This is a genomic window from Kitasatospora sp. NPDC036755 (assembly GCF_040636595.1).
In the GTDB taxonomy this organism is placed as follows: Bacteria; Actinomycetota; Actinomycetes; order Streptomycetales; family Streptomycetaceae; genus Kitasatospora.
In genome coordinates this window covers 20961-36988 of sequence record NZ_JBEZUT010000019.1, presented here as the reverse complement: position 1 = coordinate 36988, position 16028 = coordinate 20961, and the positions used below count along the sequence as shown (strand labels likewise).

Here is a 16028-nt window from a genome sequence, read left to right as displayed (position 1 = left end):
GGCTGTGGACCGGGGGCCGGCTCGCGTCCGCGGGACGCCTACCTGGTCTCGGTGACCTTGGCCAGGGCGCGCGGGGCGTCCGGGTCCTGGCCGCGGGCGATGGTGACCTCGTAGGCCAGCAGCTGCAGCGGCAGGATCTCCAGGATCGGCTGCACCTCCTCGGGCACGCCCGCCGGCAGCGCGAAGCCGGCCGAGGCCGCGTCCACCTGCGCCTGCTGGCCGACCACCACCAGGTCCGCGCCGCGCCCGCGCAGCCGGTCCAGCACCGGCTGGAGCGCCTCGCCGCCCTTCCCGTCCGGGACGATCGCGATGACCGGCGAGACGTTGTCCACCATGGCCAGCGGACCGTGCAGCAGGTCGGCGCCGGAGAACGGGGTGGCCGGGATGTAGGTGGTCTCCATCAGCTTGAGCGCCGCCTCGCGGGCGGTCGGGTAGCCGTAGCCGCGCGAGGTGATGACCAGCCGCTGGGCGAAGCGGTAGCGCTCGGCCAGCGCCTTCACCTCGGCCCTGCGCGCCAGCACCCCGGCGGCCAGCCCCGGCAGCTCCTTGGCGGCCGCGCCTTCGCCTCCGCGCAGGCCCTCGACCAGCAGGTAGAGCGCCAGCAGCTCGGCGGTGTAGGTCTTGGTGGCCGGCAGCGCCTTCTCCGGGCCGGCCAGCACGTCGATGTGGAACTCGGAGACCTCGGCGAGCGGCGAGGCGGCGTTGTTGGTCACCGCGAGGGTGATGGCACCGGCCTCGCGGGCGGCCTTGGTCGAGGCCACCAGGTCGGGCGAGCCGCCGGACTGGCTGACGGTGACGACCAGCACGTCGGTGAGGTCCGGCTTGGCACCGTACGCGGTGGTGGTGGACATCGAGGTCAGGCCGGCCGGCTTGCCGAGCAGGATCTCGATCAGGTACTTGGCGTACAGCGCGGCGTTGTCGGACGTGCCGCGCGCGGTGAGCAGGACGAAGCGCGGGCTGCGGGCGGCGATCTGCGCGGCGACCTCGCGGATCTTCGGGGCACCCTCGTCGAGGATGCGCTGGAGGACGGCCGGCTGCTCGGCCATCTCCGCCGCCATGATCCGGCCGGGGACGGAAACAGTCTGCGGGTCGGACATCTGGGTCTGCCTCCGATGAGACGGTTCGACCCCACCCGGGCGGCTGCCCGGCGGGGACCTCCACGGCGGCGAGTCCGCACACTCGCTGCGGTCCTTCGTCCCGCAATCCTACGGGCGCGCCCGCTGCCGGGCACCTCCGTCCGCACGCCCGGGCGCCTTCCGACGCGCCCCCGCCCGGCCCACCGGCGCACCCCTCCGCGGACGGGAGGAGCGCACCCGGGGCCGGGCGGCGGTGAGGTCAGGACGCCTTGTTGATCAGCTGGTCGATCGCGGCGTCGGCCTCCTTGGTGGCCTGGTCCACCGACTTGCCCTTGAGGACCGCGGTCAGCATGTCCGGGATGATCTTCTGCTTCTCGATCGAGCCCCAGCCGGGCGCCAGCGGGGTGAACCAGGCGTCCGGGACGGCGTTGGCCGCGGCGGAGGTGGTCGGCTTGTTCTTCAGCGGGTTCAGCTGGGTCAGGTTGTTCGGCAGGATGTCCTTGTCGGCCAGCGCCTGCTGGGACTTGGCGCTGGTGAACATCCGGATCCAGTCGGTGGCCGGCGCCGTCTGCTGGGACTTGGCGGTGACGGCGAGGTCCGAGCCGCCGATGAAGGTCGGCAGCGGCTTGCCGTCCGGGCCGGGCATGGTGGCCACCTTGACGGCGTCCTTGAGGCTCGGGTCGCCGGTGACCGGCGCGGTGACGCTGGCCGCCTCGTAGCCGTTGCCGTAGAAGGACGCGGCGTGCCCGCGGGCCATCGCCTCGAACTGGTTCTGCTCGGTCACCGACAGGTCGCCCTTGTTGTACTTGCGCACCAGGTCGACGAAGTGGCTGATGCCCTGCTGGGACTTGGGGTCGTGCAGGGTGCCGTGCCAGTTGCCGGAGCCGTCGAACTTGGCGATGGCGCCGCCGTACGCGGCCACGTAGCTCATCGCGGCGTACCAGTACGGGCCGGGCAGGTAGAGCGCGGAGTAGGTCTTGTCGGCCTTGTTCCGGTCCGCGATCTTGTCCAGCGCGGCCGTCAGGTCCGCCTCGCTCTTCGGGAAGTCGGCGCTGCCGGTGGCCTGTTGGAAGGCGGTGGCGTTGTAGACGGCGACCCGGGCGCCGGCGTAGTAGGGCACGCACCAGAGCTTGTCCTGGTAGGTGCAGGTGTTGGCGAGCGCCTTGATCCAGCTGTCGGAGTTGTCGAAGGTGCTGCGGTCCACCGGGGCCAGCGCGCCGGAGAGCACGTACTTCATGGTCTCGGTGTTGCCCAGCTCGACCACGTCGGGGGCGTTGCCGTCGGCGATCGCCTTGTCGAGCTTGCCCACCTTGTCGGCCCAACCCTGGTAGGCGAGCTTGAGGCTGACGTTCGGGTACTTCGCCGCGAACTCGTCGTTGACCCGCTGGACCAGGTCCGGCCAGTTCTTCTGGGCGTCGTCCATCAGCCAGACGGTGACGGTGCCGGCGGCGGCCTTCGCGTCCGCTGAACCACTCGCGCCGTCGGAGCCGGCGGGCTTCGCGGTCGAGGAACAGGCCGTCAGTCCGACTGCCAGTGCCATGGTTCCGAGCGTCGAGACGAGTTGACGCTTCTTCACGCCGTCCTCCGAAGGTGTAGAGCCTGTTGCCCGCCGGCAGCGTGATTGGCGCCCGCGGCGGAGAGTCCGGACTGGGGGCGGCGAAGAGCTTCGGGGTGGGCCGATACCACATCCGGCGAGGTTGAATCTCGAACCGGATGACTGGACTCTGGCCTAGACCATAGGTGGTGTCAACGGCCAAAAGCCTTCGTCGGGGCGGCCGTTGCAGAGCTGTTGTACCGCGTGGCCGGCAGTCGCCGTTCCGTCACCCTAAGTAGGTCTTAAGGTGGATTTAAGGCCCCCTTGAGGGAACACGGTCACCCGGCGGGTCCACGGGTCGACGTCCGGGGAAACGGAACGGGCCCGCCATGCGACATGCGCATGACGGGCCCGTCGGCCGACGTCACCGGACAGGGCCGGTGACGTCTCGTCGTTCGTCTCAGCCGACCGCTCCCGGCTGCCCGGTGAGGACCTCCACGGCCGCCAGCCCGCAGACCCGGGCGGCGCCGTGGGTGGCGATGTACAGGGCGCCGACCGGCTCGGACTGGGGCAGGCCCATCTCCACCACCGCGGCGTCCGGACGGGCCGCCACCAGGCGGCCCAGCGCGGCGGACATCCACGCGTGCCGGTGCGCGTCCCGGACCACCAGCACCAGGCGGCGGCCCTCGGCGCCGGCCACCACCTCGTCGACCAGGGCGTCCAGCAGCTCCGGCGCGGCGTCGCCCGCCGACACCTCGCGGGTGCGGGTGCCCGGGAAACGGTCGGCCAGCATGCCGGCCACGCCCCACGGGGTGACGTCGCCGACCGCGATGTTCGGCTCGTCCGAGAACGAGGCCACGTACGGGCGCTCGCTCACCGGCGACACCGCCCGGCCCGGCGCCCGGACCACCCGCAGCGCCCGGCGCGCGGCCCGCAGGCCGACCGCCAGGTCCGGCTCGATCCGCTCGCCCTGGGCCGCGATCCGGCCCCAGCTGCCCAGCGCCCGGACCCGCTCGGCGGCGTCCGCCAGCCGCTCCTCGGCGAGCGCGCCGGAGCGCACGCCCGCCACGATGGCGTCGCGCAGCATCAGCACGGTCTCCTCGTCGGCGAGCCCGCCGCCGACGCAGATCGCGTCCGCACCGGCCGCCAGGGCCAGCACGGTGCCCTCGCCCATCCCGAAGGTGTCGGCGATGGCGCCCATCTCGATCGCGTCGCTGACGATCAGGCCCTGGTAGCCGAGGCCGCCGTCGGCCGGGGCCGCGCGCAGCAGGTCGCGCAGCACGGCCGGGCTCAGGGTGGCCGGCAGCTTCGGGTCCAGCGCCGGGATCATGATGTGGGCCGTCATCACGGCCTTGGTGCCGGCCGCGATCGCCGCCTGGAAGGGGATCAGGTCGCGGGCCCGCAGCACGTCCAGGTCGACGTCGATGACCGGCAGGCCGTGGTGCGAGTCCACCGCGGTGTCGCCGTGGCCGGGGAAGTGCTTGGAGCAGGCGGCCACACCGGCCGACTGCAGGCCCTCCACCCAGGCGGCGGTGTGCCGGGCGCACAGCTCGGGGTCGGCACCGAAGGAGCGGACCCCGATCACCGGGTTGCGCGGGTTGGAGTTGACGTCCGCGGTGGGCGCCCAGTTGTAGTTGACGCCGGCCGCGGCCAGCGCCCGGCCCAGCTCGCGGGCGACGTCCCGGGTCAGCGCCGGGTCGTCGATCGCGCCGAGCGCGAGGTTGCCGGGCCAGGACGAGCCGGAGCCCGCCTCCAGCCGGGTGACGTCGCCGCTCTCCTCGTCGATGGCGATCAGCAGGTCGGGGTTCTCGGCGCGCAGCGCCCGGGTGAGCGCGGACAGCTGGTCGAGGTCGGCCACGTTGCGGTCGAACAGCGCGACCGAGCCGAGGCCCGCGGCGAGGTGGCGGCGCAGCCACTCCGGCGGCTCGGTGCCGACGAAGCCGGGCTGCAGGACGGTCAGGGCGTCACGGTGCAGCTGGTCGCTGTCCGGAACGGTGGGAACGAGGATGCTCACGTGGACTCAGCCCTTCACGGCGCCGTCGGTCAGACCGCCGACCGCCTTGCGCTGGAGGAAGACGAACAGGATCAGCACGGGGATGGCGAACATCGTGGACGCGGCCATGGTGGCGCCCCAGTCGTTGCCGAAGGCGGTCTTGAACGACGACAGCCACAGCGGCAGGGTCTTGCCCTCGTCCTTGTTGAGGATCAGGACGAGCGGGAACTCGTTCCACGCCGTGATGAAGCCGAACAGCGAGGTCGACATGAGGCCCGGGGCCAGCAGCGGGAAGATCACCTTCACGAAGGCCTGGGCGCGGGTGCAGCCGTCCACCATGGCCGACTCCTCCAGCTCCTTCGGCACCGCGGCGATGAAGCTGCGCAGCGTCCAGATGGTGAAGGGCAGGACCATCATCATGTAGAAGAGGGTCAGCGGCACCAGGCTGTTCAGCATGTCGTTGTCGCGGGAGATGATGTAGACCGCGATGGTCATGACCTCCCAGGGCGCCATCTGGGCCATCATGATGACCAGCACGAAGGTCTTGCGGCCGCGGAACTTCATCCGGGCGATGGCGAAGGACGCCAGGGTCGCGATCACCAGCGAGCCGAGCACCGCACCGACGGTGACGGTGACGCTGTTGAGGACGTACGTCCAGAAGTTCGGCGCGTTGACCGCGGTGGTGAAGTGCTCGAAGGTCGCGTCGAGCGGGATGAACACCGGCGTCGGGCTGATGATGTCGCTGTTCTGCTTGAACGCGGTCGCGAACATCCAGTAGACGGGGAAGACGAAGAAGACGGCGAGGACGGCCGCGATCACGTTCAGCCAGGTACGTCCGAAGAGAGAGCGCCTCACAGCTCGTCCTCCTGCTTGATCATGATGCGGAAGTAGTACGCCATCAGCACGCCCAGCATCAGGATGGTGAGCACCGCGATCGCGGAGCCGATGCCGTAGTGCTGGCCGGCCGAGCCCTCCAGGAAGGCGTGCACCGGCAGCGTCCGGGTCAGCTTCTCGGGACCGCCGGCATTGACGGCGTACACCTGGGTGAAGGCCTTGAACACCCAGATGACCTCCAGGAAGGTCGTGGCCAGGAAGAACGGCTTCAGGTTCGGGAAGATCACCGCGGTGAAGATCTTGACGGGGCCGGCGCCGTCCATGCGCGCGGCCTCGTAGAGCTCCTTGGGGATGGTGGTCAGACCGGCGTACATGTTGAACGCCACGAACGGGATCGACATCCAGACGATCAGCAGGATGATGATGAAGAACGTCGAGTAGGGGTCGCTGAGCCAGTTGTAGCTGCGCATCGCGTGCCAGCCCAGCTGGTCCAGGATCCAGTTGACGACGCCCCACTGGGAGTCGAACAGCCAGGTGTAGACGGTGGTCGCGGCGACCACCGGCATGGCCCAGGCCAGCAGCAGCGCGATCTGGAGGACCAGCCGCATCTTCTTGCCGAGCTGGTTGAGCAGCAGGCCGATCAGGGTGCCGCCGACCATGATCAGCACCACGTTGATCAGGGTGAAGGCGACCGTCCGGCCGGTGACCGACCAGAACTCCGGGTCGGTCAGCTGCTCCTTGTAGTTGTCGAAGCCGGTCCACTCGGTCAGGTGCAGGACGAGCTGGCGCCTGTTGAGGTTCTGGAACGACAGCAGGACCGTCTTGAGCAGCGGCCAGCCCAGCAGGGCCAGGGTCGCCACGGTGGCCGGCAGCAGCAGCAGGTACGGCGCGAGGCGTGAGCCCAGGCTGGGGCCGCCCGCGGATCTTGCGCCCTTCGGCGCGGAACCGTTCGAGCCGCCACCCGAGGCGCTCTTCCGAAGACTGGTCACGTCAGCCTTCCCTGGTTCCGGGGACTGTGTCTGCACCCGCTCCGAATGCACAGCCATCGTTCTCACTTCCTCACAACCTGGCCCACGACGGACAGGCGTCGCCCACCGACCCCCCGCCGGGGGCCGGTGAGCGACGCCGCTCGGTGCTTACTGCTTCTGGTTGAGCTTCTTGGCGATCTCGTCGTCGTACTTCTTGGCCGTGGAGGCGAAGTCGCCGCCCTGGAGGGCAGCGGTCAGGAACTCCTTGATCGGGTTCGGGTTGTCCTCGACGCTCGCCCAGTTCGGCGTGTTCGGGGTGATCGCACCGACCGCGGCGGCCAGCTGCGCGGCCTTGGCGAAGTCACCGGTGATCTGGCTGTTCAGCGAGGCCTTGTTCGGGATGTTGCCGGCCGCGGCGACGACGCCCTCGTTCTTGTCGTTGAGGGCGATCTTCAGGAAGTCCTTGGCCATGTCGGTGTTCTTGCTCTGCGCGGCGATCGCGAGGTTCGAGCCACCGAGGAACACGCCGGAGGGCTTGTCGGCGGTCTTGCCCGGGAGCGGGAAGAAGCCGATCTTGTCCTTCGGGATGGCCTTCTCGTCCGGGAGCTCCCAGCCGAGGCCGATCATGGTGCCGACGTTGCCCTGGCCGAAGACGTCCTTCTGCTGCGGGGTGGCCTCGTCCTTGTCCTTCGGACCGGTGGCCGAGTAGCCCTGGAGCTTCTTGTAGGTCTCGAAGGCCTTCTGGCTCTCGGGGGAGGACAGGCCGCCGACCCACTTGTCGCCGTCCTTCTTGGCGATCTTGCCACCCTCGCTGGTGAGCAGACCGAAGTAGACGTACCACTCCTGGCCGGGCATGTAGATCGGGTCGACGACGCCCTCGGTGGTCTTCAGCTTCTCCAGGTCGCCGTAGAACTCCTCCAGGGTCTTCGGCGTGTCGGTCAGGCCGGCCTTGGCCCACAGGTCCTTGTTGTACGCGACCACGCGGTTGGTGACGTACCACGGGGCGGCGTACTGCTTGCCGTCCAGGATCGTGGACTCGTTCTGGTTGGCGGCCCAGGAGTCGCCGCCCAGGGCACCCTTGTCCTTGGTGATGTCGAGCAGACCACCCGAGGCGGCGTAGCCGGCGGTCTGGGTGTTGCCGACCTCCAGGACGTCGACCGAGCCCTCCGACAGCGCGGCGGTGACCTTGGCGCCGATGCCGCCCCACTCCTGGGTCGCGAACTCGACCTTCGAACCCGGGTAGGTGGTCTCGAACTCGGTCTTGACCCCGTCGGTCCAGCCCTTCGGGGCCGAGCCGCTCATGGTCCAGACCTTCAGCGTCTTGCCCTTGTACTTGTCGGCCGCGGAGGCGGAGGACGACTTCGAGTCACCCTCGTTCTTCTTGCCGTCCGAGCTGCAAGCCGCCAGGCCGACGACCATTGCTGCGACGCCGACCGCCGCGATGAGCTGACGCTTCACGCCATCCTCCTGAGGGATGCCTGGGTTGCCCCCGTCGGGCGGCAGCGGCAGACCCACACAAAGCGGGGGGAAAGGTGCCGCGGACCCCTTCGAACGGGTGGGGGGATTCATAGGTACCGGTCTAGTGGTGTAGACCAGCTGCCTGGAGCTTGGCCTAGACCAATGGGCCTGTCAACGGCTGTCCGACCGATCTCGACCACCCGTTATCAAGCCGACACCGCACATCGTTCATCGCGTGATGAGGTATTCGTTCCGTAGCCATACATGCAACGATGTGAGCCGTTAACGATGTGGCGGGGCCGCTGAAGCCTCGCGAGAAGCGGGAGAACAGGTCCGATGAGCAGCGACGGGGGATCCACCGCCCAGGTCAACGACCCCGAGGTGAACAGCCTCCCGGCGCAGGCCGGCACCGACCCGACCGCGCGCATCCCCAAGTACTACGGACTGAAGCGGCACCTCCTGCAGCTTACGGAAACCCAGCCCGCCGGCACCCCGGTACCGCCCGAGCGGGCACTGGCCGCCCAGTTCGACACCTCGCGCACCACCGTGCGCCAGGCCCTCCAGGAGCTGGTGGTCGAGGGCCGGCTGGAGCGCATCCAGGGCAAGGGCACCTTCGTCGCCAAGCCCAAGGTCGCCCAGGCCCTCCAGCTGACCTCCTACACCGAGGACATGCGGGCCCAGGGCCTGGAGCCCGCCTCCCGGCTGATCGAGATCGGCTACATCACCGCCGACGACCGGCTCGCCCCGCTGCTCGACATCAAGCCCGGTGGCCGGGTGCTGCGGATCGAACGCCTGCGGCTGGCCAACGGCGACCCGATGGCCATCGAGGTCGCCCACCTGTCCGCCAAGCGCTTCCCGGCCCTGCGCCGCAACCTGGCCAAGCACAACTCGCTGTACGCGGCGCTGCGCGAGGTGTACGGGGTCACCGTGGCCGAGGCCGAGGAGACCATCGAGACCACCCTGGCCAATCCGCGCGAGGCCGGCCTGCTCGGCTCGGACCTCGGCCTGCCGATGCTCCAGCTCTCCCGGCACTCCTTCGACGCGGAGGGCGACCCGGTCGAGTGGGTCCGCTCGATCTACCGCGGCGACCGCTACAAGTTCATCACCCGACTGAAGCGTCCGGAGTAGCCGCACTCCCCCACCGCACCTCCGGGCACCGGCGCACGCGACCCGCGCGCCGGTGCCCTTCGCGTTCCGCGAGGCCGCGTTCACACCCGGGGACGGCGCGTGCGCGCCCGGGGAGGGAGGTGCCCACGCCCCGGGACGACGGCGTGCGCGCCCCGGGGAGAGGGGCGCTCGCGCCGGGAAGGGCGGTGCGCGCCGTTCGCCCGCGCCGTCGCTTTTCCGCCGCCCCGGCGGGGGACATCGGTCGGCTGCGTCCGACTGGCGGGAACTTCGGTCAATCCTGGTGACATGGATCACCCCATGCCCTAGATTGCGCAGCCGTACCGAACTGACTGCCGATCACCGATGGTGCTGCCGGCGGGCCCGTACGGCGCTCGGCGCCGGCCGGGCTGCGGCGCCGACGGGGAACCCTCCGGAGCGGAGCCGAAGATGCCGTCTGATCCCCCCGCCGTCGAACGTGTCATGCCCGAGCCAGCCAGGACACCCGTCCCGGCGGTGACGCCCGAGCGGGTGCTGGCCGGCCTCGCCCTGCTCGTGCCGATCGTCGCGATCCTCTGGGTGTCCTCGTACGACAAGAAGGACCCGGCGGTGGCCGGGATGCCGTTCTTCTACTGGTACCAGCTGCTCTGGGTGCCGTTGTCGGCCGTGTTCACCGTCGCCGCCTACCTGCTGATCAACCGCGACGAGAAGGCCCGCAAGGCGGCCCGGAAGGGCGGTGCGCGATGAAGGACGTCAACGTGCCGGCCCTCGCGGTCTTCGTGCTGTTCTTCGCGCTGGTCACCGTGATGGGCTTCCTCGCCTCGCGCTGGCGGCGCGCGGACGACGCGGCGCACCTGGACGAGTGGGGGCTGGGCGGCCGCAGCTTCGGGACCTGGGTGACCTGGTTCCTGCTCGGCGGCGACCTCTACACCGCGTACACCTTCGTCGCCGTCCCGGCCGCGGTGTACGCGACCGGCGCGGTGGGCTTCTTCGCGGTGCCGTACACGATCATCGCCTACCCGCTGGTCTTCCTCTTCCTGCCCCGGCTCTGGTCGGTCTCCCGGGTGCACGGCTACGTGACCCCGGCCGACTTCGTGCGCGGCCGGTACGGCTCGCGGCCGCTGTCGCTGGTGGTCGCGCTCACCGGCATCCTGGCCACCATGCCGTACATCGCCCTGCAGCTCGTCGGCATCCAGGCCGTGCTGGACGTGCTGGGGGTCGGCGGCGGGCCGAACGCCAACTGGTTCGTCAAGGACCTGCCGCTGTTCATCGCCTTCGGCGTGCTGGCCGCCTACACCTACTCCTCCGGCCTGCGCGCCCCGGCACTGATCGCCTTCGTCAAGGACGCCCTCGTCTACATCGTGATCATCGTCGCGGTGATCTACATCCCGATCCGGCTGGGCGGCTACGGGCACATCTTCGACACGGTCGCGCAGCACTTCAAGGAGACCAAGGGCGGTTCGCTGACCGTCCCCGAGAACAAGCAGTGGACGTACGCGACGCTCGCCCTCGGCTCGGCGATGGCGCTGTTCATGTACCCCCACTCGGTGACCGGCGTGCTGGCCTCCAAGTCCCGCGCCACCGTGCGCCGCAACATGGCGATCATGCCCGCCTACTCGCTGATGCTGGGCCTGCTGGCGCTGCTCGGCTTCATGGCGGTCGCGGCCGGCGTCGGCAAGGGCGTCAAGGGCTACAACTCCCAGCTGTCCGTGCCGCAGCTGTTCGCCGACATGTTCCCGGACTGGTTCACCGGCGTGGCCTTCGCCGCGATCGGCATCGGCGCGCTGGTGCCGGCCGCCATCATGTCCATCGCGGCGGCCAACCTGTTCACCCGCAACGTCTACAAGGAGTGGCTCAAGCCGGCCGCCACCCCCGCGGACGAGACCAGGATCGCCAAGCTGGTCTCGCTGCTGGTCAAGGTCGGAGCGCTGGTCTTCGTCCTCGGCATGGACAAGCAGGCCGCGATCAACCTCCAGCTGCTGGGCGGCCTGTGGATCCTGCAGACCTTCGTGGCGATCGTCGGCGGCCTGTTCACCCGCTGGTTCCACCACTGGGCGCTGTTCGCCGGCTGGGCGGCCGGCATGGTCTACGGCACCTGGAAGGCCTACGGCATCGCCAGCCCGGCCACCAAGCACTTCGGCGGCAACGCGGCCGCGATCCCCGGCATCGGCGAGATCGGCTACATCGGCCTGACCGCCTTCGCGCTCAACCTGATCGTCGCGGTGGCCCTTACCCTGGTGCTGAGGGCGGTCAACGCGCCGGACGGCCCGGACGAGACCAAGCCGTCCGACTACAGCGCCGAAGCCGGCGACGAAGAGCTGAAGAACGCGCCGGAGCCTGTAGCGGCGCACTGATTCGCGCGGTACGCGCCCTGTGATCGCGCCGCCTTCTCCGTGAACACTGGAGAAGGCGGCGCGATCATATGTATGAACAGGCGTGCACGCCGGGCACCACCAGACCGGACCGGCATCCGGCCGGAACCTGATCGACCACGGGGAGCTCGCGGCCATGGCAGAACTCGGCACCACCCTCAACGGCCAGCACCAGTCCGCCCAGAACCAGCACCACCACGTCGACACGCAGGGCCCGCACGGCACCGGCCAGGGCCAGCACACCGGCGCCCAGGGGCAGCACGGCGCAGGCCACGGACAGCAGCACGGCACGGGCACCGGGCAGCACGCCCCCGGCCACCGGCCCGCGGCGGCCGGCCGGCTGCCGTCCGTGCTGATCGCCACCCGGCACGGCGAGTCCACCGCCAACGTCGAGTTCCAACTGGCCGAGGCCGCCGGAGCGCTCAGCGTGCCGATCAGCTGCCGCGACGCCGACATCCCGCTGTCGCTGCACGGCCGGCAGCAGGCCCAGGCGCTCGGCCACTGGTGGGCCGCCCTGCCCAGCGCCGACCGCCCCCGCAGCGTCTGGTGCTCGCCGTACGTGCGCACCGCCGAAACCGCCCGGATCGCGCTCGCCCAGGCCGCCGGGCTCGGCGCCGTCCCCGTCACCCTGGCCGTCCGGTACGACGAGCGGCTGCGCGACCGCGAACTCGGCGTCCTGGAGATGCTGCCGAAGGCCGCGATCGAGGCCAAGCACCCGGAGGAGGCGGCCCGGCGGCGCAAGATGGGCGAGCTGTACTACCGCCCGCCCGGCGGCGAGTCCTGGGCCGACGTCGCCCTGCGGGTGCGCAGCCTGCTGCGGGACCTCTGCGAGGAGGAAGCCGGACGGCCCGTCCTGCTGGTCGCGCACGACTGCACGGTGCTGATGCTCCGCTACGCCCTCGACCGGCTCACCGAGGAGCAGCTCACCGCGCTCGGGCCGGTGCACAACTGCTCCACCAGCCTCTGGCGGGCCCAGGACGGGCGGCTGCGGCCGGACGGCTGGAACGGGGTCGGGCACCTGGCGTTCGGGGAGGACTGACGGACGGCCGCGCGCTCGTTCGACCCCGGAGGAGCACCCCCCACCGGGCTCCGGCACACTGGCCCGATGGACTTCCTCATCCGCCAGGCCCTCCCCGAGGACCTCACCGACGCCGGCCGGATCACCGTCGAGGCCTTCGTCGGCGACGGCTTCACCAACCCCGCGAGCGGCTACGTCGACCTGCTGCGCGACGCCGAACGACGGGCCCGGGAGGCCGAGCTGCTGGTCGCCGTCGACGCGGCCGGAGCGGGCGTGCTCGGCTGCGTGACCTTCGCGGTCGGCGGCACCGAGTGGGCGGACATCGCCACCCCGCGCGAGGGAGAGATCCGGATGCTCGCCACCGCCCCCGCCGCCCGCGGCCGCGGCGTCGGCGAGGCCCTGGTCCGCGCCGCCGTCACCCGCAGCCGCGAACTCGACCTGGCCGGCATGGCCTTCTCCACCCGCCCGGAGATGACCACCGCCCACCGCATATACGAGCGGATCGGCTTCCGCCGCACCCCCGAGCGCGACTGGGCCCCGTACCCGGGCATGGACCTGATGGTCTACACCATGGCCTTCCAGGAGGGCTTCTGAGCGCCCGTCACGGCCTCTTGTCGTACCCGGGCGCCACGTAGACGGTGTACCGGCCGTGCTTCCCGCTCGTCACCACGGTGACCACGCGGTACCCGGCGGCCTTCAGGGTGGGCTGGATCGCCTTGTCGATGGCCCCGGTCTGGGTGAAGTCCAGGACCACGACCTTCCACTCGTGGGCCTGGATGCCGGCCTGGATCGCGGGCACGCCGTTCTGCATCTCGCCGGTGTCCGGGTTCCGGCGGAAGACGGCCACCAGGTCGTGCCACTGCTGCCAGTTGCTCTGCTTGCGCAGGTAGTACGCGGGGACGTTGTAGTTCTCGACCAGGTACCGGTCGTCGCCCTTGACGATGTACGGCTCCAGGGCGGCGACGAACTCCTTCGAGTTCGACCACTCGCCGTTCATCTCCCGGCCCTGGGCCGCGCCCACCCAGGCGAGCGGTCCGACCACCAGGGCCGCGGCCGCCACCCCGGCCACCAGGTGCAGCCGTCCCTTCAGCCACAGCACCGTCCGGGCCAGGACCAGGCCCACCACGACGCAGGAGAACCAGGCGCCGAAGTCGACGTGCTTCTGCAGCGACAGCCAGGTGTGGATGCGGATCTGGTTCACCGGCGCCATCAGTCCCGCCAGCAGCAGGAGCAGCGCCAGCCAGAACTCGGGCCAGGCCGCACCACCGCGCCGCCGCGCCCGCACCAGCTGCACCAGCACCCCGGCCAGGGCGACCACCAGCAGCGGGCCCACCCAGCGGGCGGCCTCCGAGGCCACGTAGGAGTACGCGTCGTGGCCCGGGGCGCGCTTGAGCGTGGTGTGGTTGAAGCCGTTGACGTACTTCTCGCCGGCCGCCAGCGCTGCCGCTCCGACCGCCACCACGAAGGTCAGCAGGACCAGCAGCCCGCGCCGCCAGGCGTGCCAGCGGCGCAGCGACCCGTGCGGCCCGGCCAGCACCGCGATGCCCGCCACCACCGGCACCCACAGCAGCGCGGCGTACTTGGTGGCGCCGGCCAGGGCCAGCAGCAGCCCGGAGGCGACCAGGCTCGGGTAGCCGCCGCCCGTGGTCAGCCGCACCGCGAAGTACCCGGCCCAGGCGAGGACCGCCAGCGCCATCGCGTCGTAGGTGGCCAGGCCGCCGAGGAACTGGGTGGGGCCGAGCGCGACGAAGGCGGCCGCCGCGCAGAACGCCGCGAGCGAGCCGTGCAGCCGCCGGGTGGCCAGGTGGACGGCCGCGGTGGCGGAGAGCATGAACGCCAGGCTCAGCAGCCGGGCGCCGTTGAGCCCGCCGAGGTGGTCCGCGACGGCCACCACCACCGGATAGATCAGCGGCGAACCGGAGAAGAAGGTCTCGTACGTCGCCACGGGGGCGCCGTGCCGCAGGTGCGCGATCTCCTGGTAGCCCGCGTAGATGTAGGTGCCCTCGTCGATGAAGGCGGTGTTGCTGAGGATCAGGTGGTACGAGAGCGCTGCCTGGACCAGCAGCACGGCCGCCAGCGGCAGCCAGTCCGCCCGCAGGGCGGGCCGGGCCGGGTGCGGTACCCGGGGCAGCCCCGGCTTGCGACGGCGCCGGTCTGCCGCCGGGTAGGCCTGCCCCGGCCCGGTGGCCGCCCGATCACGCTCACCGAGGGCCGCCCCGGCCGGCCTGGCCACGCCGAGGACGGGCTTCCGGGTGGACTCGGGCCGGATCCAGCGGCCGTCCGCGCTCATCAGTACTGCTCCTCATCTGGGACTTCGCATCCGGCCGCCGGGGCCGCGCGCCCCTGGGCGTGCTTCGGCCGCCGCCCCGCACTGCCGGGGGCGGCGGCCGGACGTTCACCAGGGCCGGTCGGCCCTGCGGCGGGTCCTGCTGGTCGTCCTCACCGGAACCGGACCGCTGGACCCGCGCCGGACGGGCTCAGCCGCCGAGCCAGGCGCCGGTCGGCGCGATGGACGGCGGCGAGCTCGGCCCCGCCACGATCTTGACGATGTCGGCCTCGGGCAGCATCTGGTCCCACACCTGGACGTCGGCGACCGCGCCGTGCCAGGGGTCGGCCCACTGCGAGTTGGAGCTCAGCCGGCCGACCTGGAGGGTGTTGGTGCCGCTCGGCTGAACCCCCGCCGACTTCGCCGAGGACTGCGCGGCGCCGTTGACGAACAGGGTGATCTGACCGGACGGATCGTCGTACACGCCGGTCAGCATCACCCACTGGTTGACCGTCGCATCGCCCTTGGACCACGCGATCGCCGAACCACCGCCCGGCATCTGAACCTTGAAGTACCACTGGTCGTGACCGTTGTTGCCGGCCCGGCCGATCGACCACGCGTAGTACTGGCCGTCGCCCTGGCTGACCGCGCTGCGGTTGCCGTTGGGCACGTCCACCAGCACCCGCGCGGAGACGGTGAAGCTCTTGCTCACGTCGACGACCGGCGTGGACGTCGAGGCGAACGAGTCCTGGCCGCTGGGCAGTTTGAGGACCTGGCCGGAGAAGCCGGCCATCGTCCCCTGCTTGGCGTCGGCCCCCAGGTTGAGCGCGGCCGGTCCCTTCTTGGCGGGCAGCGAGCCGACGGTCGGCGGGCTGTCGATGCCCTTGACCGGCGGCGCGCCCGTCTGACCCGACGGCCCGGAGGCCGTCGGGCTCGGCGTGCCGGTGCTGTGGGCCACCGGCTTCTCGTCCTTGCCGCGCTGGTAGTACCAGTACCCGCCGCCACCGGCGGCGGCGACCACCACCACGGCGGTCACCGCGCCGATCAGCTTGAGCCTGCGGCCGCGCTTGGCGGACTGCTCGTTGCGGTCGGCCAGCGCCTCCCAGTCCGGTGTGGCGGACGAGGGAGCCGGTACGCCCGCCGGGGGCGCCGGCGGCTGGAATCCGCCCTGCTGCTGCCAGTGCGCCACCGGCTGGGCCGGCTGCGGGCCGGGCGGGAAGGGCTGCCGGCCAGGCGGCGGGGCCGGCGCCTGCGGCTGCGGCTGGACGGGCTGCGCCTGCTGTGGCGCCACCGGACCGGGCCGCACCGGCCCCGGCGTCACCGGGGCGGGCCCGCCGCCCGGATGCGGCACCGGCGGCACCGGCTGCGGGACCGGATGCGGCGTCATCTGCTGGGGCTGCGCTGG

13 protein-coding genes are annotated in these 16028 nt (G+C 71.2%); 5 read left to right on the top strand and 8 right to left on the bottom strand.

Translation table 11 applies throughout. The features are described from left to right. Positions 1 to 38: 38 nt before the first annotated feature. The 6 genes from AB0E96_RS05005 to AB0E96_RS04980 all read right to left on the bottom strand — a co-directional run bounded on the left by AB0E96_RS05005 (position 39) and on the right by AB0E96_RS04980 (position 7863). Entirely contained in the window at positions 39 to 1097 is a 1059-nt protein-coding gene (locus AB0E96_RS05005) for an SIS domain-containing protein (RefSeq protein WP_359818604.1), read from the bottom strand. 238 nt (positions 1098 to 1335) lie between these two features. Continuing rightward, entirely contained in the window at positions 1336 to 2616 is a 1281-nt protein-coding gene (locus AB0E96_RS05000; RefSeq protein ID WP_359818602.1) for an extracellular solute-binding protein, read from the bottom strand. Positions 2617 to 3070: 454 nt separating this feature from the next. Then, complete coding sequence (locus tag AB0E96_RS04995; RefSeq protein WP_359818599.1) at positions 3071 to 4624, bottom strand: glycoside hydrolase family 3 protein; 1554 nt, start codon at positions 4622 to 4624, stop codon at positions 3071 to 3073. A 6-nt stretch (positions 4625 to 4630) separates the two neighbouring features. After that, positions 4631 to 5458 carry a carbohydrate ABC transporter permease gene (locus AB0E96_RS04990; protein ID WP_359818596.1) on the bottom strand — a complete coding sequence of 276 codons (828 nt, stop codon included), beginning with the start codon at positions 5456 to 5458 and terminating at the stop codon, positions 4631 to 4633. Continuing rightward, the gene (locus AB0E96_RS04985; RefSeq protein WP_359818594.1) at positions 5455 to 6426 is read right to left on the bottom strand and encodes a sugar ABC transporter permease; all 972 of its coding nucleotides are present in this window, start codon (positions 6424 to 6426) and stop codon (positions 5455 to 5457) included. The genes AB0E96_RS04990 and AB0E96_RS04985 overlap by 4 nt, the downstream gene beginning before the upstream one ends. Positions 6427 to 6573: 147 nt before the next feature. Further along, complete coding sequence (locus AB0E96_RS04980) at positions 6574 to 7863, bottom strand: extracellular solute-binding protein (protein ID WP_359818592.1); 1290 nt, start codon at positions 7861 to 7863, stop codon at positions 6574 to 6576. 336 nt (positions 7864 to 8199) lie between these two features. Here AB0E96_RS04980 and AB0E96_RS04975 point away from each other — a divergent pair, with 336 nt between their 5' ends. The 5 genes from AB0E96_RS04975 to AB0E96_RS04955 all read left to right on the top strand — a co-directional run bounded on the left by AB0E96_RS04975 (position 8200) and on the right by AB0E96_RS04955 (position 12951). Continuing rightward, the gene (locus AB0E96_RS04975) at positions 8200 to 8991 is read left to right on the top strand and encodes a GntR family transcriptional regulator (protein WP_359818590.1); all 792 of its coding nucleotides are present in this window, start codon (positions 8200 to 8202) and stop codon (positions 8989 to 8991) included. Between the two features lie 426 nt (positions 8992 to 9417). Further along, the gene (locus tag AB0E96_RS04970; RefSeq protein WP_359818587.1) at positions 9418 to 9714 is read left to right on the top strand and encodes a DUF3311 domain-containing protein; all 297 of its coding nucleotides are present in this window, start codon (positions 9418 to 9420) and stop codon (positions 9712 to 9714) included. Further along, entirely contained in the window at positions 9711 to 11321 is a 1611-nt protein-coding gene (mctP, locus tag AB0E96_RS04965; RefSeq protein WP_359818584.1) for a monocarboxylate uptake permease MctP, read from the top strand. Before AB0E96_RS04970 ends, mctP begins: the two co-directional genes overlap by 4 nt. A gap of 154 nt (positions 11322 to 11475) precedes the next feature. Then, positions 11476 to 12378 carry a histidine phosphatase family protein gene (locus AB0E96_RS04960; RefSeq protein WP_359818581.1) on the top strand — a complete coding sequence of 301 codons (903 nt, stop codon included), beginning with the start codon at positions 11476 to 11478 and terminating at the stop codon, positions 12376 to 12378. Between the two features lie 66 nt (positions 12379 to 12444). Then, positions 12445 to 12951, top strand: a complete 507-nt coding sequence (locus AB0E96_RS04955) for an N-acetyltransferase (RefSeq protein WP_359818579.1) — start codon at positions 12445 to 12447, stop codon at positions 12949 to 12951. A 7-nt stretch (positions 12952 to 12958) separates the two neighbouring features. Here AB0E96_RS04955 and AB0E96_RS04950 read toward each other — a convergent pair whose 3' ends face one another. After that, on the bottom strand, positions 12959 to 14647 hold the full coding sequence (locus AB0E96_RS04950) for a hypothetical protein (RefSeq protein ID WP_359818576.1): 1689 nt from the start codon (positions 14645 to 14647) through the stop codon (positions 12959 to 12961). A gap of 187 nt (positions 14648 to 14834) precedes the next feature. Beyond that, positions 14835 to 16010, bottom strand: a complete 1176-nt coding sequence (locus tag AB0E96_RS04945) for a LamG domain-containing protein (protein WP_359818573.1) — start codon at positions 16008 to 16010, stop codon at positions 14835 to 14837. Positions 16011 to 16028 lie beyond the last annotated feature (18 nt).

Excerpts from the sequence above, each read along its gene's own strand:
- AB0E96_RS05005 (WP_359818604.1), bottom strand. The coding sequence starts at position 1,097 with ATGTCCGACCCGCAGACTGTTTCCGTCCCCGGCCGGATCATGGCGGCG.
- AB0E96_RS05000 (WP_359818602.1), bottom strand. The coding sequence starts at position 2,616 with ATGGCACTGGCAGTCGGACTGACGGCCTGTTCCTCGACCGCGAAGCCC.
- AB0E96_RS04975 (WP_359818590.1), top strand. The coding sequence starts at position 8,200 with ATGAGCAGCGACGGGGGATCCACCGCCCAGGTCAACGACCCCGAGGTG.
- AB0E96_RS04970 (WP_359818587.1), top strand. The coding sequence starts at position 9,418 with ATGCCGTCTGATCCCCCCGCCGTCGAACGTGTCATGCCCGAGCCAGCC.
- mctP (WP_359818584.1), top strand. The coding sequence starts at position 9,711 with ATGAAGGACGTCAACGTGCCGGCCCTCGCGGTCTTCGTGCTGTTCTTC.
- AB0E96_RS04960 (WP_359818581.1), top strand. The coding sequence starts at position 11,476 with ATGGCAGAACTCGGCACCACCCTCAACGGCCAGCACCAGTCCGCCCAG.
- AB0E96_RS04955 (WP_359818579.1), top strand. The coding sequence starts at position 12,445 with ATGGACTTCCTCATCCGCCAGGCCCTCCCCGAGGACCTCACCGACGCC.
- AB0E96_RS04950 (WP_359818576.1), bottom strand. The coding sequence starts at position 14,647 with ATGAGCGCGGACGGCCGCTGGATCCGGCCCGAGTCCACCCGGAAGCCC.
- AB0E96_RS04945 (WP_359818573.1), bottom strand. The coding sequence starts at position 16,010 with ATGACGCCGCATCCGGTCCCGCAGCCGGTGCCGCCGGTGCCGCATCCG.